Source organism: Allobosea robiniae, assembly GCF_900102525.1.
Lineage (GTDB): Bacteria > Pseudomonadota > Alphaproteobacteria > Rhizobiales > Beijerinckiaceae > Allobosea > Allobosea robiniae.
Map to the genome: position 1 here is coordinate 344502 of NZ_FNBZ01000005.1, position 20525 is coordinate 365026.

A 20525-nucleotide genomic window follows, 5' to 3' on the forward strand; every position below is an offset into this window, starting at 1 on the left:
AAGCTCAGTTCGGCACCGGCACGGCCCGCCGCGCGATCGCCTGCAGATCGGCGCCCTGCGGGAGCGAGCCGAAATGGCCGGACCAGCCGCCGGCCAATCGCGAAGCGACATAGGCGTCGGCAACCGCATGCGGCGCGTGACGGATCAGCAGCGAGGCCGACAGGGCCAGTGCCATGCGCTCGACGAAGCGCCGCGCCAGATGCTCGTGGCGGAGCACATCGACGAGGTCGGTTTCCAGTTCGGCGATAAACGCGTCGTAACGCGGATCGCTGCCGCGGGCGGCGCGCAACTCGTCGAGCAAAGCCGGCACGCAATCCGGATAGCGGCGGATCGAGCGGAGCACATCGAGGCAGACGACATTGCCCGTGCCTTCCCAGATGCCGTTGAGCGGCGCCTCGCGATAAAGCCGCGCCATCAGATGGTCCTCGATGAAGCCGTTGCCGCCATGGCATTCGAGCGCCTCGACCACGACCGGCGTGGCGCGCTTGCAGTTCCAGTATTTGGCGATCGGCGCGCCGATGCGGCCGATGAGCTTCTCCGCCTCACTGTCGCCCTCGCGGTCGAGCGCATGGACGAAGCGGAAGGCGAGCCAGGCAGAAGCCTCCGCTTCGAGCGCGAGGTCGGCAATGACATTCGCCATGATCGGCTGGTCGATCAGCGCCTTCTGGAAGGCGCGGCGGTGCGCCGTGTGATGCGCGGCCTGCGCCACCGCATGACGCATCAAACCGGCCGAGCCGACGGCGAAATCGAGCCGCGTATAGTGATTCATCTCCAGCCCGGCGCGGATGCCATGGCCGGGCTCGCCGATGAGATGGGCGATCACGCCGCGGAATTCGACCTCGGAGGAAGCGTTCGACTTGTTGCCGCACTTGTCCTTGAGCCGCTGGATCTGCAGGCGATTGCGCGACCCGTCCGGCAGCCAGCCCGGCACAACGAAGCAGGAGACGCCCTCTTCCGTGCGCGCCAGCGTCAGGAACACGTCGGAGTGCGGGACGGAGAAGAACCATTTATGGCCGGTGAGAGAATAGGTGCCGTCGGCATTGCGGGTCGCCACCGTCTGGGTCTGGCGCAGGTCGGAGCCGCCCTGCTTCTCGGTCATCGCCATGCCGACCGTGCCGCCGCGCTTCTGGCCTGCCGGCAGCGGACGGCCGTCGTAATCGGAGGAGGTGATCAAACGACCGAACTCGGCCCAGCGCGCGGGATCGCGCTGCAGGACGGGGATCGCCGAATAGGTCATGCCAAGCGGACAGCAGATGCCGTTCTCGCCCTGGTTCCAGAGATAGGAGACGGCCGCGCGCGCCACCTGTGCGCCGGCTCGTGGCTTGGTCCAGCACAGCGAATGGAATTCGTCGCGCATCGCGAGCCCCATCAACTCGTGCCAGGCCGGGTGGAACTCGATCTGGTCGACGCGCCGACCCCAGCGGTCATGCGTGCGCAACTCCGGCAGGCTGCGATTGGCCTGCCGCGCCAGATCCTGCACACGCTGCGATCCGACATGATGGCCGACCACGCTCGCCTGCTCGCGGAACCAGCCGGCGCCGAAAGCGTCGAGGATCGGCCCGAGCGCCGGATCGGCGGCGAAGGCGTCGTAATCCGCCAGTGCCGGGGCCTGATTCAGCACCTCATGCGTGTCGTAGCCGTAAGCGTCGAGCGTAGTCATGCGGCCTGTCCTTCTCGGGAAATCAACGCGGCGAGGGAGAGATCGGCGAGAGCCGCAGCGATCTCGCGACCGCGCTCGGGCGTGATCGGACGGTCCGGCGAGAGCGGACCGATCAGCGCCTCCATGAAGCCGCCGACGATCATCGCGGCGGCGGCATCGGGATCGACGGGGCGGAAGGCGCCGTGCCCTTCGCCCTCGACGACGAGCGCGCGAAAAATGCCGGCGATCTCGCGCCGGTAGTCGAGCCGCGTCGCATCGACGGCCGGATCGGCGGGCTCGGCGATCATCGACCAGGCAAGGCGGCGATTGGCGAAGGCGCGCCGGGCGAAGGCCTCGACGGCGGCGGTCAGGCGTTCGGAGACAGGCGCGTCGTTCGATGCGATCTCGCGCAGCACGGCAAGCTCGCGCGAGGATACGGCCGCAACGATCTCGGCCATCAACTCGGCCTTGGAGGCGAAATAGGAATAGACGCTGCCAGTCGAGACGCCGCTGGCGGAGGCCACCGCGGCGATCGACGTCTCGTGGAAGCCGACCTCCGAGACGATTCCGCGCGCAGCGGCGAGGATGGCTTCCCGCTTTCCAGCCTTGCGCGGTTGTTTCGGTGCGATACCGGCCATACACGATCCCGATATTGAATTTGAATTCGGATTCAATTTGAAGAGATAGCTAACCGCCGTCAAGGGCGGCAGTCGGGGGTCCAGCAGCAGCGCAGAGCAACCGGAGGCTCAGGTCGCCGACGGCATGCTCCGGCGAGCCCTGATGTCGGGATTCGAGTCAGCCCAGCACTCAGGAAGGCGGCGCCTCGCCGGTTCCGGCTGCCTCGCCGCGGCCGGCCCAGCGCTCGACCGAATGGTCGATGGCGAGCAGGACGAGCGCGAGCAGCGTTGCCGACGCCACGATGGCATGATCGCCGAGCCCGGCGGCGCAACCGAGCGCGGCGGTGACCCATATCGCCGCGGCCGTGGTCAGGCCCGTCGGCGTCGAATCGCCCCGGCGCAGGACGATGACGCCCGCACCCAGGAAACCGATCCCGGTCAGCAAGCCCTGGACGACGCGGCTGGCGGCGTCAGCCTCCTGCGGTTCGCTGAAGATCGTCGCGGCAGCGGCCGTGCCCAATCCGACCAGACCGAAAGTGCGGATCCCAGCCGCCCGCTGCTTGTTGGTCCGCTCCCAGCCGACGACGATGCCGGCAGCCATCCCTGCCAGCAGCCTGAGCAGGAGATCCAGCTCTCCCCACAGAAAACCACTCATGGCCCACCCCCGAAAACGATGATCGAGGGCAAGAACGCATGAGAACCGCTCGCGTTCGTTCCGTTGCGGAGAGCCGGCAGCCAGTGAGATATCGCTTTTAGAACTCGATGCCTTCCTGCGCCTTCACGCCGGCAGCAAAATGATGCTTCACCAGCGTCATCTCGGTGACGAGATCGGCTACCTCGATCAGCTCCGGCTTGGCGTTGCGGCCGGTGACGACGATGTGCAGGTCCGGCCGGCGGGCCGCCAGCGTCGTCACAACCTCGGCCAGCGGCAGATAGTCGTAGCGCAGGGCGATGTTCAGCTCGTCGAGCACCACAAGCCTGATCCCGGGATCGGCCATCAACTCCTTCGCCTTGGCGAAGGCGCGTTCGGCGGCGGCGATGTCACGAGCCTTGTCCTGCGTCTCCCAGGTGAAGCCCTCGCCCATGCTGTGCCAGCTCACCTGATCGCCGAAGGCTTCGAGCGCCTTGCGCTCGCCGGTCGACCAGGCACCCTTGATGAACTGCACCACGCCGATCCGCCAGCCATGGCCGAGCGCCCGCAGGATCAGGCCGAAAGCCGCCGTCGATTTGCCCTTGCCGGGGCCGGTATTGACGATCAGCAGCCCCTTCTCGAGCGTCTTGGAGGCGACCTCGGCGTCCTGTACCGCCTTGCGCTTCTCCATCTTCGCCTTGTGGCGGGCGGCGTCCTCGGTGTTGGTCATTATCTAATCCGCATCATTTCACGCGCATCGGCAATCCGGCGACCATGAAGACCACGCTGGCCGCCCGCGCCGCAAGCGCCTGATGCAGGCGCCCGGCCTCGTCGCGAAAGCGGCGGGCGAGCGCGTTCTCCGGCACGATGCCGAGCCCGACCTCGTTGCCGACAAGCACAAGCGGCGCCGTAACGCGCTCGCAGGCAGCGATCAGGACTTCACGAGCGGCGGCCGTATCGCGCTCGGCAAGGATCAGGTTGGTCAACCAGAGCGTCAGGCAATCGACCAGGATCGGCCGGCCCGCCGGCTGGGCGGCAATTGCCTCCGCCAGTTCCAGCGGCGCATCGACCGTCTGCCAGCCCGCTGGGCGGCGGGCGCGATGCTCGGCGATGCGCGCGCGCATCTCGTCGTCATAAGCCTGGGCGGTGGCGATATAGCTCCAGGGCGCTGGACAAGCCTCGATCAGCGCCTCGGCATGGCGGCTCTTGCCGGAGCGGGCACCGCCGAGGACGAGGGTGAGGTGGGAAATTTCGTTCGGCATCGTGGAAGCAGGGTTCAAAAGACCATCCTGCATTGCACAGCGGCACGGCGAAGGCTAATGATCGTCGCTGACGGTGCCTCCGCGAGGAGGTGAAAAGGGAACGCGGTGCGAGACCGCGGCTGCCCCCGCAACTGTAAGCGGATGTCCTTCGCCATCGGCCACTGGAGCGCCCGCTCCGGGAAGGCGGCAAGGGACGCGAAGTCCGTGAGCCAGGAGACCTGCCGTCAACCCGCAGAGATCCAACCGGCTGCCGGCGGGGCGGCCACGGAGAACGCATATGAACACCGTTTCGGTTTCCACCCCCACACTCAGCGTTTCGGAACGCGTCAAGGCGGTCGCAGCCGCGCTCGTGATCGGCGTCGCGCTGATCTATACGACCGGCTTCGCGGCTTCGACGAATGTCCACAACGCCGCGCACGACACCCGTCACGGCCTCGCCTTCCCCTGCCACTGAGGGAAAGCATCCATGATCACGCGTGTTCTCACGGTCAGCATTCTGGCCGGGCTTCTGGCTGGCTTGATCGTCGCCGCCCTGCAGCATGTCACCACCACCCCACTCATTCTCAAGGCCGAGACCTATGAGGCGGCGCTGGCGCTGAAAGCGCCGACGCTCGCCGCGTTCGACGGCGAGGCGAAACTCATCCTCGCACACGGCCCGGCAGGCGATGCGCCCGGCCACGACCATGCCGAATGGAAGCCGCAAGACGGCTTCCAGCGCACCCTCTTCACCGGCGCGGTGACGATCGCGACCGCGATCGGCTTCGCGGCGCTGCTGCTGGCCGGCATGATCGCGGCCGGCGACGGCATCGACCAGCGCAGCGCGCTTGTCTGGGGCGCCTGCGGCTTCCTCGCGCTCGGGCTCGCCCCGGCGATGGGGCTGCCCCCCGAACTGCCGGGTGCAGCCTCGGCCGCATTGGAGCAACGCCAGCTCTGGTGGCTCTGGACCGCCATCGCCACGGGGGTCGGGCTGTTCCTGTTCCTGCGCTTCGATCGGCCCTGGCTGAAACTCGTCGCCGTGGTCCTGATCCTGCTCCCGCATGTCGTCGGCGCCCCGCATCCGGCCGTGCCGGAGAGCAAGGTTCCGGCCGAGGTCGCCGCCCATTTCGCGGCGCTCTCGCTCGGTATCCAGGCCGCGCTCTGGCTCGTCACCGCCTTCATGGTCGGCGTGCTCTGGCCGTGGGCGAACCGCCGGTCAGCGGAAGCCTGAAGGCAAGCCAATGTCCGAGGGCGACCTCACCATCCATGTCTGCACGGCCTGCCGCCGCGCCCGCGCCGATCTCCCGGAAGGCTATGACCAGCCGGGTCTGGCACTGGCCGAGCGCCTCGCCGAACAGCTCAAAGCCAAGGGCAGCACGATCCCCGTGCTGCCCGTCGAGTGCCTCTGCGTCTGCAAGCGGCCCTGCACCATCGCGCTCAGCGCCGATGGCAAATGGACTTACCTGATCGGCGATCTCGACACCGACACCCATCTCGACGAGATCGTCGGCGCCGCGGAGGCCTATGCCGCCAGCGCCAACGGCATCGTTCCCTGGAAAGAGCGGCCGCAGTCCTTCCGCAAGGGCGTGGTCGCACGCGTGCCGCCTCTGCCGGCGCGCCAGCAAGGATGACATCATGAACGCTCCGCAGACCGCCAATCTCGGCAAGACGCCTTGCACCATCATCACCGGCTTCCTCGGCGCCGGTAAGACGACGCTGGTGCGCCATCTCCTCGAGAATGCGCAGGGCAAGAAGCTCGCCGTGCTCGTCAACGAATTCGGCGATCTCGGCTTCGACGGCGAATTCCTCAAGGGCTGCGGCATCGCCGGCTGCAGCGACGAGGATGTCGTCGAATTGCCGAATGGCTGCATCTGCTGCACCGTCGCCGACGATTTCGTGCCGGCGCTGGAAAAGCTGCTGAACCGGCCGAACCCGCCGGAGCACATCCTGATCGAGACCTCCGGCCTCGCCCTGCCGAAGCCGCTCGTCACGGCCTTCAACTGGCCGGCGATCCGCTCGCGCGTCACCGTCGACGGCGTCATCGCCGTGGTCGACGGCCCGGCCGTGGCCGAAGGCCAGTTCGCCGATGATCCGGAAGCGCTTGCGGCGCAGAAGGCGGCCGACGCTTCCGTCGATCACGACAACCCGCTGGAAGAGGTGTTCGAGGACCAGATCCTCTGCGCCGACCTGATCCTGCTGAACAAGAGCGACCTCGTCGACGAGGCCGGCCGCGCGCGGGTGAAGGCCGAGATCGCCGAACACCTGCCGAAGGCGATCAAGATCGTCGAGACCGCCCATGGCAAGGTCGAGCCGGCGCTGATCGTCGGCCTCGGTGCCGCTGCCGAAAGCGATCTCGCCGCGCGCCCCTCGCATCATGGCGAGGGCGAGCATGACCACGACCATGACGATTTCGACTCGGTCGCCGTGCCGCTGCCGGCGGGCCTGTCGCCGGAGGAGCTCACGGCGCGCGTCGCCAAGGCCGCCGAGGCCGAGGGCGTGCTGCGGCTCAAGGGCTTCACAGCCGTACCGGGCAAGCCGATGCGCCTCGTCGTGCAGGGCGTCGGCCGGCGCGTCGGTCATCATTTCGACCGGGCCTGGGGTGCGAGCGAGCCGCGCGACGGCCGCCTCACCGTGATCGGGCTCAAGGGCTTCGATCTCAAGGCCGTGGAAGCGGCGCTCGCGGGGGCGTAACCTCAACCGATGCACCTTCTCCCGACCAGCGAGATCAGGCTCGACGACGGCGAGGACGCCGTCGATCTCGCCCTGCTGCCGGGAGATGTGCTCGTTCTGTCCTTCACCGACAGCGACCTTTCGGCGCTGGCGGTGGCGGCAGGTGACAGCAACCTGTCGGTGCGGCTCGCGCCGCTCCGACGCCTGAAGCATCCCCTCTCGGTCGATTTCCTGATCGAGAAGACGGCTGCGCAATGCCGCTTCGTGCTGGTGCGCTGCCTCGGCGGGCTCGATTACTGGCGCTACGGCATCGAGCAGCTCGGCGCGGCTTGCCGCGAGCGCGGCATTCCGCTTGCGATCCTGCCCGGCGACGAGCGCGACGACCCGCGCCTCGGCGAGCATGCGACGGTGCCGGCGGGTTTCGCAGCCGAACTGCTGGCCTATTTCCAGGCTGGCGGCGGCGCCGCGAACATGCGGCGGCTGCTCGAGCAGACCGGGCGATACCTGGCCGCGTCGCACGACGCGCAGGACCTCGCTCCGCTCACGCTGCCCTCTTTCTTCGCGCTCAGCCGCAACGGCACGCCCCTGCCCTGGCGCGAAGCGCTCGCCGCCCTTTCCGCCGACAAGCCGCTCGTCCCGGTCCTGCAATATCGCTCCGGCGTCGCGGCCGGCGATACCGCCATGGGCGAGGCGGTCGCTGCCGCCCTCGCCGCGCGCGATCTTGCCCCCCTTCCGCTCGCGCTGACCAGCCTGAAAGATCCGTCGGCCACTGCCGAACTCGCGGCGCTGATCGCAATGCGCAAGCCGGCTCTGATCGTCACCACCACCGCCTTTTCCGCGCGTGGAGGTGACGATTTCGTGCTCGACGGCGCCGATTGCCCGATCCTGCAAGCCGTGCCGGTCGGCAGCCCGCGCGAAGCCTGGGACGCCTCGCCGCGCGGGCTTTCCGCCGCCGATCTCGCCATGCAGGTGGCACTTCCCGAATTCGACGGACGCATCGGCGCCGTGCCGGTCGCCTTCAAGGCCGAGGAGACCGACCCGGCGACCGGCCTGTCCATCCGCCGGCTTGTACCGGATGCCGACGGCATCGCGGCACTGGCCGATCTGGCTAATGGCTGGATCGCGCTGGCCCGGAAACCCGTCGCCGAACGCCGGCTCGCGCTGGTGATGTCGGATTATCCCGCACGCGGCGGCCGGGCCGGCTTCGCCGTCGGTCTCGACACGCCCGCAAGCGTGATCGCGATCAGGGACTTGCTGGCGGGCGCGGGGTATGAAGTTGGCTCGTCCACCAACACCCCTTCGCCGGTCATCTCGGGCGACCAAGGGGAGACCCGGGATCCATGCCTGAGCCTTTCCGAGCGGCGTTCCAGCGTGGATCCCGGATCGGCGCCGCTGACGCGGCTTGTCCGGGATGACGATGAGGGACTGACAGAGGGGGCCTTGCTGATGGCCTCGCTCACCGCAGGCCCTGCAAGCCTGAACCTCCCGGTTGCGGCCTATCGCGACTGGCTCGCGACCATCCCCGCCCTAGCGCGCGACGCCCTCGCCGCCAGCCACGACGAGCCCGAGGTCGACCCGGCTTGCCGCAATGGCGCCTTCCATTTCCGCGCCGTGCGCCATGGCCATCTCACCGTCGCCCTGCAGCCGCCGCGCGACGTCACGCCCGATCGCAAGGCGCGCTATCACGACCCCGACGCGCCGCCTGGCCATGGTTATCTCGCGTTCTATCTGGCACTGCGGCAGACGGAGGCCATCGACGCACTGATCCATCTCGGCACGCACGGGACTATGGAATGGCTGCCGGGCAAGGCGGTCGCGCTTTCCTCCGGCTGCTGGCCGCGCCTCGCGGTCAGCGGGCTGCCGGTGATCTATCCCTATGTCGTCGACGACCCCGGCGAAGCAGCCCCCGCAAAGCGCCGGCTCTCCGCGGTGACACTCGGCCATCTGCCGCCGCCGCTGGCCGAGACGGAAGCCGCCGGCGAGACCGCCCTGCTGCGCGACCTCGTCGAGGAGTTCTCGCAGGCGCAGGTGCTCGATCCGCGCCGCGCGGATATCGTCGCAGCTGAAATCCGCTCCCGCGCCGAAGCGGCCGGGCTCGCGGCCTCCTGCGGTGTTGCTGATGATACCGAGATGAACGAGGCACTGACGCGGCTCGACGCGCATCTCTGCGACATCGCCGAACTGCCCTTCCGCAACGGTCTGCACATTTTCGGGCAATCCGAGATCGACCCGGGTTCAGCCCGCAACGAACGTGAAAATCTGCTGCGCGCCCTCGACGGCCGCTTCGTCGTGCCCGGCCCCGCCGGCTCACCGCATCGAGGCCGGCCGGACGTGCTGCCCACCGGGCGCAATCTCTCGACGCTCGACCCCAGGGCGATCCCGACACGTGCTGCCACCCGGCTCGGCCTGCTCGCGGCACAGGCGGTGGTCTCGCGCCATCTGCAGGATCATGGCGATTACCCGAGACGGGTCGTCATGGACCTCTGGGCCTCGCCGACGCTCCGCTCGGGCGGCGAGGATATCGCCCACGCGCTCGCCCTGATGGGCGTCGAGCCGCTCTGGGACAACGCCTCGACCCGCGTCACCGGCTTCAGCATCATCCCGCAGCCGAAGCTCGCCTATCCGCGCCTCGACGTGACCGTGCGCATCTCCGGCACCTTCCGCGATACGTTTCCGGGGCAAATCGCCTTGCTCGACCAGGCCGCACGCGCGGTGGCTGCGCTGGACGAGCCGGATGACTGGAACGAGCCGGCCGCCGCCCGCCGTCGCGGCGAGCATGGCGCCCGCATCTTCGGCGCCGCGCCCGGCCGCTATGGCGCGGCGATGGCCGATCGCGTGCTCGACGGCGACTGGACCGAACGCGTGGAATTGGGTGCCGCTTATCTCGCAGCTTCCGACCATGCCTATGGCGGGCCGGAAGGGGTCGGCACGGCTAATCCCAGCTTTGCCGCGCGCATCAAAACCTCCGACGCCTTCATCCATGTCAGCGACACCGCCGGGCGCGACATCCTCGAAGCGAGCAGCGCCGCCGACGTCATCGGCGGACTTGCGGCGGCGGCGAAGGCGCTCGGCGCCGATCCCGTGCTCTACAGTCTCGACAGCTCGAACCCGGAAGCGCCGAAGGCGCGCACGCTGGCGCAGGACATCGCCCGCATCGTCCATGGCCGGTTGACGCATCCACACTGGATTGCCGCCCAGCTCGCCCATGGCTGGCGCGGGGCGGCGGAACTAGCGGAGGCGGTCGACACGCTTTTCGTCTTCGCGGCGAGCACGGATGCCGTCGCGAATGGGCTGTTCGATGCCGTGTTCCAGGCCTATTGCGCCGATCCGCAGGTCTGGGCAGCACTGGAAGCGGCCAATGCGCCGGCTGCGGCCTCGATCCGTTCGCGATTGGCGGAGGCGGCGCGGCGCGGGCTCTGGAGCAGCCGGCGGAATTCTGTCGGTGCCTTTCTGGCGAGGGAGGCGGCAGAATGAATGCTCTTCCCAAGGAAGCCCTGCGGCGCGGCTGGTGCCCGAGCACGCTCAGGCCGATGGAGACCGGCGACGGCTGGCTGGTGCGGCTGCATCCTCCCGGCGCAAAGCTGACGCCCGCGCAATTGCGGCGTATCGCGGCGCTGGCGGGTGAGCATGGCAACGGGCTGATCGAGATTTCGGCCCGCGCCAACCTGCAGATCCGCGGCGTGACGGCCGAGAGCCATCCAAGGCTGGTCGAGCGGTTGCTGGCAGAGCAGCTCGTCGACGAGCACGAAGGCGACGGCCCCCACCGCGTGACGCTGGTCTCGCCGCTGGCGGGACGGGACCCGAACGGCCTGATCGACGCCGCCGCTCTGGCTGCACAGATCGAGCAGTGCACCCGTACCGTACCCGGCCTGCCGGCCAAGCTTGGCATCGTCGTAGACGATGGCGGCGCACAGGCGCTGGATGGTTTCTCCAGCGATATCCGGCTGGTTGGGGTGGGCGCCACGAGCGCAGCCTTGTGCCTCGCCGATCGTCTCTGGCTTGGCGCTATCCCAGTCACCGAAGCCGCCGATGCCGTAGCAGCGATCCTCCGCGACTTTGCGGCGCGGCGAGCCGCAGCCCCGGATCACATCCGCCGCCTGCGGGACCTGTCGCCTGAAGCCTTGGCGAGCCTGACCACGCTGCCTGAAACCACCGCCCCCGCATCGCGCCCGCCGCCACGGCGCGCGGGATTGTTCGCGCTCGAAGGAGATCGGTTCGCAGCGCTTATCGGCCTGCCCTTCGGCCGTTGCGGTGCCGCCGTACTGGACCGGCTCGGTGCCGGGGACGGCTTGGTTTCCGATATCCGGCTTTCGCCCTGGCGCGGGCTCGCCTTCCGCGATCTCGGCCGGACCGAGGCTAAAGCGCAGCTGGCGCTGGCCGACGACCTCGGCCTGATTACACGCGACGACGATCCCCGCCTTTCCGTGCAGGCCTGTGCCGGCAGCCCCGCCTGCTCCCGCGCCGAGGCACCGGCCATGGCCGATGCGGCCACACTCGCCGAAGCTGCGGCCGACCTGCTGGCGGCAGGCGCGACGCTCCACGTCTCCGGCTGCATCAAGGCTTGCGCCCATCCGGCGGCTGCCGACCTCACCTTGGTCGGGCGAGACGGGCACTACGACGTCGTGCTGGGCGGGACGACGCGGGACAAGCCGGTCGCGACGCTTGACCTTTCGGCGCTGCTCACGCGATTGCAGCCCGGACAAGACATTCACGCGCGGCTGGCCAAGGCCCTGCGCTCGACGGGATCGCAGGGTTGAACAAGGCATACGACTACATCCAGGACGGCGCGGCGATCTATCAGCGCTCCTTCGCCATCATCCGCGCCGAGGCCGACCTCGCCCGCTTCAGTGGCCCGGCCGAGCGCGTCGTCGTCCGCATGATCCATGCCTGCGGCATGACCGACCTGCCCAGGGATGTCGAGATGTCCGCCGGGTTCGCCGAGGCCGCGCAGGCCGCGCTCAGGACCGGCGCGCCCATCCTCTGCGACGCCAAGATGGTCGCCAATGGTGTGACTCGCACCCGCCTGCCAGCGAACAACGAGGTTCTCTGCACACTGGATGATCCGCAGGTTCCGGCGCTGGCAGCCGAGATGGGCACGACCCGCTCGGCCGCCGCGATGGAGCTCTGGAAGCCCCGGCTTGCCGGCGCAGTCGTGGTGATCGGCAATGCGCCGACCTCGCTGTTCCGCCTGTTGGAAATGCTCGATGCCGGAGCGCCGAAGCCGGCCGCCGTGATCGGCATCCCCGTCGGCTTCGTCGGGGCGGCGGAATCCAAGGCGGCACTGGCCAAGGACGGGCGCGTGCCTTTCGTCGTGGTGCATGGACGACGCGGCGGCTCGGCCATGGCGGCAGCCGCCGTCAATGCGCTGGCGCAGGACAAGGAATAGGCGATGAGCGGGACGAACAGGACCCTGCTCTACGGCGTCGGGCTCGGGCCCGGCGCGCCGGACCTGATGACGGTCAGGGCACACGAGATCATCACCACCGCCGACCGTCTCGTGCATTTCTGCAAGCGCGGCCGACGTGGCAACGCCCGCAGTACTGCCGATGCGATCATCGCGCCCGATCCGGCCCGCGAGATCGAACTCGCTTTTCCCGTAACGATCGAAGCCAGCGTCGGCGAGCCGGATTATGACGGGCCGATCGCGGCTTTCTACGAAGAGGCCGCCGAGCGGCTCGCCGTCGAGATGCAGGCCGGGCGAACGCTCGCCGTGCTCTGCGACGGCGACCCCTTCTTCTACGGCTCCTTCATGCACCTGTGGCGGCGGCTCTCGCAGCGCTTCCCGACCGAGGTGGTGCCCGGCGTCACCGGCATGACCGGCGCCTGGGGCGAGGCCGGCGCGCCGATCACCTGGGGCGACGACGTGATGACCGTGCTGCCGGGCACTTTGCCGGAGGCGGAGCTGACGCGGCGCCTCGCCGATACCGACGCCGCCGTGATCATGAAGCTCGGCCGCAACCTGCCGAAGGTCCGCCGCGCGCTTGTCGCTGCCGGGCTGGAAGGCCGGGCAATCTATGTCGAGCGCGCGACGATGGCGCGGCAGGTCGTGGCGCGGCTTGCCGACAAGACCGACGACGAGGCGCCCTATTTCGCGATGGTGCTGGTGCCCGGCGAAGGGCGGCGCCTGTGACAGGCTCGCTCACCATCGTCGGGCTCGGGCCGGGCACACCGGACTGGATCACGCCTGCCGCGCAGGCCGCACTCGATGCCGCGACCGATATCGTCGGCTACGGACCCTATGTCGACCGAGTGCCCCAGCGGGCTGGATTGACCAAGCACGCCTCCGACAACCGCGTCGAGGTTGAGCGCGCCTCGCATGCGCTGCAACTGGCGGCGGAAGGCCGGACGGTCGCGGTGGTTTCGGGCGGCGATCCCGGGGTTTTCGCGATGGCGGCGGCGGTGTTCGAGGCGCTGGAGGCCGGACCGGCGGAATGGCGTGCGCTGCCGATCACGGTCGAGCCCGGCATCACCGCGATGCTGGCGGCGGCAGCGCGAGCCGGCGCGCCCCTCGGCGGGGATTTCTGCGCGATCTCGCTCTCGGACAATCTCAAGCCCTGGGAGGTGGTGACGGCACGCCTCGAAGCGGTGCTCGCCGCCGATCTGGTGATCTGCCTCTACAACCCGATTTCGAAGGCGCGGCCCTGGCAGCTCGGCAAGGCTTTGGAACTGGCAGCGCAACAGCGCGACGCGGCGACGCCCGTGCTGTTCGCCCGAGCAGTCGGGCGACCCGACGAAAACCTGCGCATCCTGACGCTGGCGGAAGCGGTTGCAGCCGCGAGCACGGCCGACATGGCGACGCTGGTGATGATCGGCGCGTCGAGCACGCGGCTGATCGCCCGCGAGGGCGCCGCGCCTTACGTCTACACGCCGCGTTCGGTGGCGAAGAGCCCTTGCGCCACCAGCCAGGGCAGGACCTGATCGATATGGTCGACGGCCTCGACATCGGGCTTGGGCGGGCGCTCCACCATCACTACCGGCAGGGAGAGCCGGCGCGCCGCCACGAGCTTGCCGACCGTCGCCGGCCCGCCCGAATTCTTGCTGACCAGGATCTCGACGCCCTCGCGGCGCATCAGATCCTCCTCGTCATCGGCGTCGAAGGGGCCGCGCTGCTGGATGACGTCGACATGCGGCACCGGCAGCCGGTCGCCGATCGGCTCGATGGCGCGGACGAGATAGCGATGCTGCGGAGCGTCGGCGAAAGCGGGCAATTCCAGCCGGCCGACCGTGAGGAAGACGCGCCGGGGCTCGTCGCCCAGCGCCTGCGCGGCGGCCTCGATGTCGGGCACGGATTTCCAGCGATCCCCGGCGCGCGGCTTCCAGGATTCGCGCCGGATGGCGAGCAGCGGCACGCCTTCCGCCTTGCAGGCATGCTCGGCATGGAAAGGCATGATCGCGGCGAAGGGATGGGTTGCGTCGACGACGGCGACGATACCCTCGTCGACGAGATAGCGCCTCAGGCCCTCGACGCCGCCGAAACCGCCGGTGCGAACCGGCAGATTGGTCGGGCGGGGGTCGACGGTGTGGCCCGCCAGCGAGATAATGGCACGGATATCGGGAGCCTGATCAGCCAGGTGCTGGTCAAGCGCAGCAGCTTCGCTCGTTCCGCCAAGGATGAGGACGGTCATGTCGCCAGTTTTGCGTGAATCGGATGTTCTGTCGAGCAGAGAGACGCCCGCGCCCTGGCTCGTGCTGATCGGTCTCGGCGAGGACGGGGCCGTCGGCCTTTGCCGCGAGGCGCTTGCCGCGCTGAGCGAGGCCGAGATCGTCTTCGGCGGCGAGCGGCATATCGCGCTGGTCGGCTCCGTTCCGGGCGAGCTGCGCCCCTGGCCGCAGCCTTTCCGCAACGCGCTGCCGCAGATCCTCAGGGAGCGCGGCCGCAAGGTCTGCGTTCTCGCGACCAGCGACCCGTTCCATTACGGCATCGGCAACAGCATCAGCCGCGCGATTCCGCCTGAGGAGATGCGGATCATCCCGCAGCTCTCCTCCTTCTCGATGGCCTGCACGCGGATGCGCTGGCCGCAGGAGGAATGCGCGCTGGTCTCGCTGCATGGCCGCACGCTCTACCGGATCGTGCCGCATCTGCAGCCGGAGGCGCGCATCCTCGCCCTGTCCTGGGACGAGACGACGCCGCGCTCCGTCGCCGAACTCTTGACCGCGCGCGGCATGGGTGCGAGCCGCATCACGGTGATGGAATCGCTCGGCGGGCCGCAGGAGCGGATCCGTGAGTGCCGCGCCGACGCCTTCGCGCTCGACGATATCGTGCCGCTCAACCTGATTGCGGTCGAGGTTGTGGCCACCCACGATTCCCGCATCCTGCCGCTCGCTCCCGGTCTCGACGAAGAGTGGTTCGCCCATGACGGGCAGATCACCAAGTCGGAAATCCGCGCGATCACAATCTCGGCACTCGCCCCACGCGGCGGCGAATTGCTCTGGGACGTCGGCGCCGGTTCGGGCTCGATCTCCGTCGAATGGTGCCAGCGCCACCTGCGCAACCGGGCGATCGCTTTCGAGGCGAAGCCGGAGCGGGCCGAGCGGATCAAGCGCAACAAGCTGGAGCTGGGCGGGCTTTCCGTCGAGGTCACCGGCGAGGCGCCGGCCGGCTTCGTCGGGCGCGAGGCGCCGGATGCCGTGTTCATCGGCGGCGGCCTGACCGAGGAAGGCCTGTTCGACGCCGCCTGGGCGGCGCTGAAGCCGGGCGGGCGGCTCGTCGCCAATGTCGTGACGATCGAGGGGGAAGCCAAGCTCGCTGCGCTCCATGCCGAGCACGGCGGTTCCTTACGCCGCATCTCGATCGACCGGCTCGCGCCTCTCGGCGGCAAGCATGGCTGGCGCCCGGCGATGCCGGTAACGCAGTGGCGGGTCGAGAAGCCTTGAGCGCCGGCCGCCTCATTGCCGGCATCGGCATCCGGCCCGGCACGCAGGCCGCGGATATCCTCGCCTGTCTCGACCAGGCCCTGGCGAGCGCCGGGCTTGCCGGCACGCAGACCCCGCGCTTCGCCACGCTCGCGAGCCGCGTCGCGGAGGCCGGCATGGTCGCCGCCGCCCATGAGCGCGCGGCCGAGCTCGTCGCCATCCCCGACGAGGCGCTGAAAGGTTTCGAGGCCGCCTGCGCGACACGCTCGACCCGGATCGCCTCGCTCTACGGCGTCGGCTCGGTGGCCGAGGCGGCAGCGCTGGCCGCAGCCGGGCCGGGTGGCGAACTGGTGCAGCCGCGCATCGCAACCGCGCGCGTCACCTGCGCACTCGCCAGAAGCCTCGCATGACCATCCATTTCATCGGCGCCGGCCCCGGCGCGCCCGATCTCATCACGCTGCGCGGACGCGACCTAATCGCCGCCTCGTCCGTCTGCCTCTATGCGGGGTCGCTGATCCCCAAGGCGATGCTCGACTGGTGCCCGGCGGGCGCACGCATCGTCGATACCGCCCCGCTCGATCTCGATGCGATCATCGCCGAGATGGAGACCGCGCATCACGCCGGGCAGGACGTGGCGCGGCTGCATTCCGGCGATCTCTCGATCTGGAGCGCCTGCGGCGAACAGATGCGCCGGCTCGACCGATCAGGCATTCCCTATACGGTGACGCCGGGCGTACCGGCCTTCGCCGCCGCCGCCGCCGTGTTGAAGCGCGAGCTCACCTTGCCCGGCGTCGCGCAATCGCTGGTGCTGACGCGCACCTCCGGCCGCGCCTCGGCCATGCCGGACAAGGAGAAGCTCGCAACCTTCGCCGCTTCGGGCGCGACGCTGGCGATCCACCTCTCGATTCATGTGATCGAACAGGTCGTGGCGGAATTGACGCCGTTCTACGGTGCCGATTGCCCGGTCGCCGTGGTGTTCCGCGCGACGTGGCCGGATGAGACCGTGCTGCAAGGCAGGCTCACCGATATCGCCGGGAAGGTTCGTGCGAGCGCGCTCGAGCGTACCGCGCTGATCCTCGCCGGGCCGGCGCTGGCGGCCGATGATTTTGGCGAGAGCGCGCTCTATTCGATCGATTACGACCGCCGTTTCCGGCCGCGAGGCGGGCAATGAGCACGCGCGGGTTGCTCATCGCCGCGCCGCGCTCCGGCTCCGGCAAGACCACGATCACGCTCGGGTTGCAGCGCGCGCTGGCGCGGCGGGGCCTTACCGTACGCGGACTGAAATGCGGGCCGGATTACATCGACCCGGCCTTCCATGCCGCCGCGACGGGCGCGCCCAGCGCCAATCTCGACAGCTATGCCATGACGGACGGCCTGCTTGGCCGGATTGCAGGTGAAGCGGCTGATGCCGCGGATATCGTCATCGCCGAGGGCTCGATGGGGCTGTTCGACGCGGTGCCGGGGCCGGAAGGTCATACCGGTGCGAGCGCCGATATCGCAGCCCTGACCGGCTGGCCAGTCGTGCTTGTCGTCGATGTGTCCGGGGCGGCGCAGTCGGTCGCGGCGGTCGCGCTCGGCTGCAAGCTCTACGACCCCCGCATCCGCGTCGCCGGCGTGATCCTGAACAAGGTCGCGAGCGCCCGGCATGAACGTCTGGTGCGACAGGGCATGGAGCGCATCGGCCTGCCCGTGCTGGGCGCCTTGCCACGAGAGGCGAGCCTGATCCTGCCGGAGCGCCATCTCGGGCTGGTTCAGGCCGGCGAGACCGCCGATCTGCATGCAAGGCTCGATGCGCTGGCAGAGGCTGTCTCGAACGCGGTCGATCTCGATGCGGTCATGGCAGCTTCTGGTGCCACCATGCTTCCGGTAACGCGCGACGGCGGGTCCCCGCCCCTGCCCGTGCCCGGACGGCGGATCGCGATTGCCCGCGATGCCGCCTTTTCCTTCGTCTATCCGCATGTCGAGGCGGGCTGGCGCGCAGCGGGCGCGGAACTCGTGCCGTTCTCGCCGCTCAGGGGCGAGGCGCCACCTGAGGATTGCGACGCCTGCTGGCTGCCGGGAGGCTATCCCGAACTGCATGCCGGCACGATCGCGGCGGCGAACCGTTTCCTCTCTGGTTTGCGCGACTTCGCCAGGACCCGGCCGGTGCATGGCGAGTGCGGCGGCTACATGGTTCTCGGCCGCAGCCTGACCGATGCCGACGGTATCGCGCACCAGATGGCCGGCCTGCTTTCGGTCGAGACCTCCTTCGCGAAGCGGAAGATGAATCTCGGCTATCGCCGGGCGGTCCTGGAAGCAGACGGCCCGCTCGGACCGGCGGGCGCGGCGCTGACCGGCCATGAATTCCATTATGCGAGCATCGCCGCGCAAGGCGAGGATCTGCCTTTTGCGGTGGTGACCGACTCGCATGGTTCAGCGCCGGCCCCGGCCGGAAGCCGGCGCGGGCTGGTGACCGGCTCGTTCTTCCACGCCATCGCCACGGCTGAATCGGCGTGAGCCAGGCACCGGTCTTCGATGCGGCCTTTGCCCGGCAGTTCGAGGACCTGCTGCGCTGGCGGCGCGATGTCCGGCGGTTCACGCGCGATCCGGTTCCGCTCGAACTGATCGACATGCTGCTTGCCCAGACACGGCTTTCTCCTTCCGTCGGACATGCACAGCCCTGGCGCTGGCTTTCCGTCGCGGAGCCAGCACAACGCGCGGCCGTGCAGGAGAGCTTCAGCCGCTGCAATGCGGATGCGCTCGCCTCCTATGAAGGCGAACGCGCAGCGCTCTATGCTCGCCTGAAGCTGGAGGGATTGCGGGAAGCACCCGTCCAGTTCGCCGTGTTCTGCGATCACGGCACCGAGCGCGGCCATGGCCTCGGCCGGGCCACCATGCCGGAGATGCTCGATTATTCGGTGGTCGCGGCGATCACGCAGTTCTGGCTGTCGGCACGTATCCACGGGCTCGGCGTTGGCTGGGTCTCGATCCTCGACCCCGGCGAGATCGGCAAAGCGCTCGATACCGCGCCGGAGTGGAAGCTCGTCGCCTATCTCTGCGTCGGCTGGCCGGAGGAGGAATGCGACGAGCCCGAACTGGTCAGGGCCGGCTGGGAACGCAGCTGAGCGTCGTCACATGACGCCCCAAAACGAAAGGCCGGCCCGAGGGGCCGGCCTTCCGGATGGTGGAAGCGGGAGGCGGTGCGTCAGCGGCGGAAGCCGCCGCCGATCACCCCGCCAAGCGCGCCGCCGAGGATGGAACCGAAGGCCGCCGCCCCGGCACTGTCGCCCGTATCGCCGTCACGCGTCCGGACACGGCCCTGATAACCGGTGCTGGTCGTCCCGCGGCGCGGAGTAGTCGAGCCCTGATAGGTTTCGCCACGCTCGCGGGCGATATCACGCCGGTACATCTCGTCGCCGTCATAGGTGACGCTGCGCGTCGACTTGCCGTTCGGCTGGCCATCGCTCGCCGTCTTGCGCTTTTTCTCAGCCGCAGCCTTCTCCTCGGCGAGCACTGCCTGATAGGCCGTCTCGCTCTGGGCGCGGAGCGCACTCACCTGCATCGCGGTCAGGAAGCCGGTCTCCGGAATGCTGCGCGACTTCTGCCAGGCCTGGATCGCCTTGCGGTGTGCCGGGCCGAAATTGGCCGCCGCCTTGCCCGGCTGGAAGCCGCTGACGCGCAGGCGGGTCTGCACCTCGCGCCGATCCTTGGCCCCGAGCTTCATCGCGGTTTCGGTCTGCGCCGTGCCGATCTCCTGCTTCAGCGCCTCCTCGGTGACGCCGGGCGGCGTCGCCAGGAAACCGGCCGCCGGCTTAGCCGTCTCCAGGCTGGCGAGGCGGTTGCGGGCGAAGGTCGCGAACTGCCCCGACGGGAAGGCGTCGAGATAGGCGCGATAGTCGGCAGCGGAATTGCCGCGCTCGGCGACTTCCCAGGTCTTGATGTCGATCTGGGCGCGATCGAGCGACGGGGCGGCCGGCATCGCCGGCATGGGCACGGCGGCGTCGATGGTCTTGGTCGCGGCCACGCCCGGATCGACCGCGGCGAGCTTCAGCGTCGGGTTCATCTTGAACTCGCCGATGATCGAGGAATTGGTCCAGGGCTTCTGCTTCTTGTTGGTGGTTTCCCAGACATCGGCCCGCACGCGGTCCATCACCGTGGTGATCGACACCTCGGGCGTCTCGATGTGCTTGAGCAGCGCGCTGGTGAAGGGGCTGTTGCCATCCCGCTCGCCGTCCATCGCCGTGGCGCGCGGATCGGTCGCGAAGGCGATCAGGATGCCCGAAGCCGACTGCGTCTCGATCGCGGTCAGGCCGCGGGTGACGGCGCGCGACTTCGCGGCGAGCTGGGCCGCGAAGGGATTGTCGCGGCAGGCGTCGAGGATGACGATGTTGACGCGCTCGTCGCGCTGCATCTGGCGCAGGATGAGCTGGACATTGACCGCGCGGAAATCGAGATCGGCTTCCGAACGCAGCGAGGCGTCGACCGGGATGAGATAGTTGTCGTCGCCGACGGCGATGCCGTGACCGGCATAATAGACGAGGCCGGCCTTGGCGCCGTCGAGCTTCTGCGCGAATTCGCGCACGATGCCCGTCATCGCGTCCATCTTGAGATCGTAGCCTTCGACCACGTCGAAGCCGAGACGCTTCAGCGCAGCCGAGATGCCCTTGGCATCGCGCTGCGGATTGGCGAGCGGCGGCACCGCCGTATAGGCGCTGTTGCCGATGACGAGCGCGACCCGCCGCTCGGGCACGGCCGCGGAAGCAGGCGAGGCCAGCGCCACCGCTGAGAGCACCAGCGCAAAGGCAACGGCCATTCGGGCACGGAACCCCGGAACCAGAGACGCGAAGCTCACGACAACCTCCCCAATTCGGCAATCGGCTGCCCGCCCGCAACGGTCG

Annotated in this window: 21 protein-coding genes and 1 riboswitch; of the genes, 14 read left to right on the forward strand and 7 right to left on the reverse strand. The window is 69.0% G+C overall.

Annotation, left to right across the window (positions count from 1 at the left end; all coding sequences use genetic code 11):
- Positions 1-4 precede the first annotated feature (4 nt).
- The 5 genes from BLQ70_RS16035 to cobU form a co-directional block, all read right to left on the reverse strand.
- Positions 5-1660: an acyl-CoA dehydrogenase family protein gene (locus BLQ70_RS16035; protein WP_091858494.1), complete on the reverse strand. Its 1656-nt coding sequence runs from the start codon at positions 1658-1660 to the stop codon at positions 5-7.
- Entirely contained in the window at positions 1657-2277 is a 621-nt protein-coding gene (locus tag BLQ70_RS16040) for a TetR/AcrR family transcriptional regulator (protein ID WP_091858497.1), read from the reverse strand. Before BLQ70_RS16040 ends, BLQ70_RS16035 begins: the two co-directional genes overlap by 4 nt.
- Before the next feature lie 169 nt (positions 2278-2446).
- On the reverse strand, positions 2447-2911 hold the full coding sequence (locus BLQ70_RS16045) for an MgtC/SapB family protein (RefSeq protein WP_091858500.1): 465 nt from the start codon (positions 2909-2911) through the stop codon (positions 2447-2449).
- 97 nt (positions 2912-3008) lie between these two features.
- A complete protein-coding gene (gene cobO / locus BLQ70_RS16050) occupies positions 3009-3617 on the reverse strand; it encodes a cob(I)yrinic acid a,c-diamide adenosyltransferase (protein ID WP_091858503.1) in 609 nt (202 codons plus the stop codon).
- Positions 3618-3630: 13 nt separating this feature from the next.
- The gene (gene cobU, locus BLQ70_RS16055) at positions 3631-4149 is read right to left on the reverse strand and encodes a bifunctional adenosylcobinamide kinase/adenosylcobinamide-phosphate guanylyltransferase (protein WP_091858506.1); all 519 of its coding nucleotides are present in this window, start codon (positions 4147-4149) and stop codon (positions 3631-3633) included.
- Positions 4150-4204: 55 nt separating this feature from the next.
- Positions 4205-4389, forward strand: a riboswitch (cobalamin riboswitch).
- Between the two features lie 37 nt (positions 4390-4426).
- Here cobU and BLQ70_RS16060 point away from each other — a divergent pair.
- From BLQ70_RS16060 to cobJ, 9 genes are read left to right on the forward strand one after another with little or no spacing between them, the layout of a single operon-like run.
- Positions 4427-4603, forward strand: a complete 177-nt coding sequence (locus BLQ70_RS16060) for a CbtB domain-containing protein (RefSeq protein WP_061968845.1) — start codon at positions 4427-4429, stop codon at positions 4601-4603.
- Positions 4604-4615: 12 nt separating this feature from the next.
- Positions 4616-5356, forward strand: coding sequence for a CbtA family protein (locus tag BLQ70_RS16065; protein WP_091858509.1), 741 nt, complete (start codon positions 4616-4618; stop codon positions 5354-5356).
- A gap of 10 nt (positions 5357-5366) precedes the next feature.
- The gene (locus BLQ70_RS16070; protein WP_047580210.1) at positions 5367-5756 is read left to right on the forward strand and encodes a DUF1636 family protein; all 390 of its coding nucleotides are present in this window, start codon (positions 5367-5369) and stop codon (positions 5754-5756) included.
- 4 nt (positions 5757-5760) lie between these two features.
- Positions 5761-6816 (forward strand): cobalamin biosynthesis protein CobW, encoded by a 1056-nt coding sequence (gene cobW / locus BLQ70_RS16075; RefSeq protein ID WP_091858512.1) that lies wholly within the window; start codon positions 5761-5763, stop codon positions 6814-6816.
- Between the two features lie 9 nt (positions 6817-6825).
- Positions 6826-10269 (forward strand): cobaltochelatase subunit CobN, encoded by a 3444-nt coding sequence (gene cobN, locus BLQ70_RS16080; protein ID WP_091858515.1) that lies wholly within the window; start codon positions 6826-6828, stop codon positions 10267-10269.
- Positions 10266-11552: a precorrin-3B synthase gene (cobG, locus tag BLQ70_RS16085; RefSeq protein WP_091858518.1), complete on the forward strand. Its 1287-nt coding sequence runs from the start codon at positions 10266-10268 to the stop codon at positions 11550-11552. The genes cobN and cobG overlap by 4 nt, the downstream gene beginning before the upstream one ends.
- On the forward strand, positions 11549-12181 hold the full coding sequence (locus tag BLQ70_RS16090; protein WP_091858521.1) for a precorrin-8X methylmutase: 633 nt from the start codon (positions 11549-11551) through the stop codon (positions 12179-12181). The genes cobG and BLQ70_RS16090 overlap by 4 nt, the downstream gene beginning before the upstream one ends.
- A 3-nt stretch (positions 12182-12184) precedes the next feature.
- Positions 12185-12925, forward strand: a complete 741-nt coding sequence (locus tag BLQ70_RS16095) for a precorrin-2 C(20)-methyltransferase (protein WP_091858525.1) — start codon at positions 12185-12187, stop codon at positions 12923-12925.
- The gene (gene cobJ / locus BLQ70_RS16100; RefSeq protein ID WP_091858528.1) at positions 12922-13713 is read left to right on the forward strand and encodes a precorrin-3B C(17)-methyltransferase; all 792 of its coding nucleotides are present in this window, start codon (positions 12922-12924) and stop codon (positions 13711-13713) included. The genes BLQ70_RS16095 and cobJ overlap by 4 nt, the downstream gene beginning before the upstream one ends.
- On the opposite strand, the gene BLQ70_RS16105 is transcribed toward cobJ, so the two are convergent.
- Positions 13656-14420 carry a cobalt-precorrin-6A reductase gene (locus BLQ70_RS16105; RefSeq protein ID WP_061968860.1) on the reverse strand — a complete coding sequence of 255 codons (765 nt, stop codon included), beginning with the start codon at positions 14418-14420 and terminating at the stop codon, positions 13656-13658. The two genes, cobJ and BLQ70_RS16105, sit on opposite strands and share 58 nt — an antisense overlap.
- On the opposite strand from BLQ70_RS16105, the gene cbiE reads away from it, so the two are divergent.
- Genes cbiE through bluB form a run of 5 tightly spaced genes read left to right on the forward strand, consistent with a single transcriptional unit; the run spans position 14419 to position 18752 of the window.
- A complete protein-coding gene (gene cbiE, locus BLQ70_RS16110) occupies positions 14419-15669 on the forward strand; it encodes a precorrin-6y C5,15-methyltransferase (decarboxylating) subunit CbiE (RefSeq protein WP_091858531.1) in 1251 nt (416 codons plus the stop codon). The genes BLQ70_RS16105 and cbiE overlap by 2 nt on opposite strands.
- A complete protein-coding gene (locus tag BLQ70_RS16115) occupies positions 15666-16058 on the forward strand; it encodes a cobalamin biosynthesis protein (RefSeq protein WP_170843438.1) in 393 nt (130 codons plus the stop codon). Before cbiE ends, BLQ70_RS16115 begins: the two co-directional genes overlap by 4 nt.
- The gene (cobM, locus tag BLQ70_RS16120; RefSeq protein WP_091858534.1) at positions 16055-16819 is read left to right on the forward strand and encodes a precorrin-4 C(11)-methyltransferase; all 765 of its coding nucleotides are present in this window, start codon (positions 16055-16057) and stop codon (positions 16817-16819) included. The genes BLQ70_RS16115 and cobM overlap by 4 nt, the downstream gene beginning before the upstream one ends.
- A complete protein-coding gene (locus BLQ70_RS16125; protein WP_091858537.1) occupies positions 16816-18144 on the forward strand; it encodes a cobyrinic acid a,c-diamide synthase CobB in 1329 nt (442 codons plus the stop codon). Before cobM ends, BLQ70_RS16125 begins: the two co-directional genes overlap by 4 nt.
- Positions 18141-18752: a 5,6-dimethylbenzimidazole synthase gene (gene bluB / locus BLQ70_RS16130; RefSeq protein ID WP_091858540.1), complete on the forward strand. Its 612-nt coding sequence runs from the start codon at positions 18141-18143 to the stop codon at positions 18750-18752. Before BLQ70_RS16125 ends, bluB begins: the two co-directional genes overlap by 4 nt.
- Before the next feature lie 80 nt (positions 18753-18832).
- Here bluB and BLQ70_RS16135 read toward each other — a convergent pair whose 3' ends face one another.
- Positions 18833-20479, reverse strand: a complete 1647-nt coding sequence (locus BLQ70_RS16135; RefSeq protein ID WP_162260116.1) for a caspase family protein — start codon at positions 20477-20479, stop codon at positions 18833-18835.
- Positions 20480-20525: the final 46 nt, after the last annotated feature.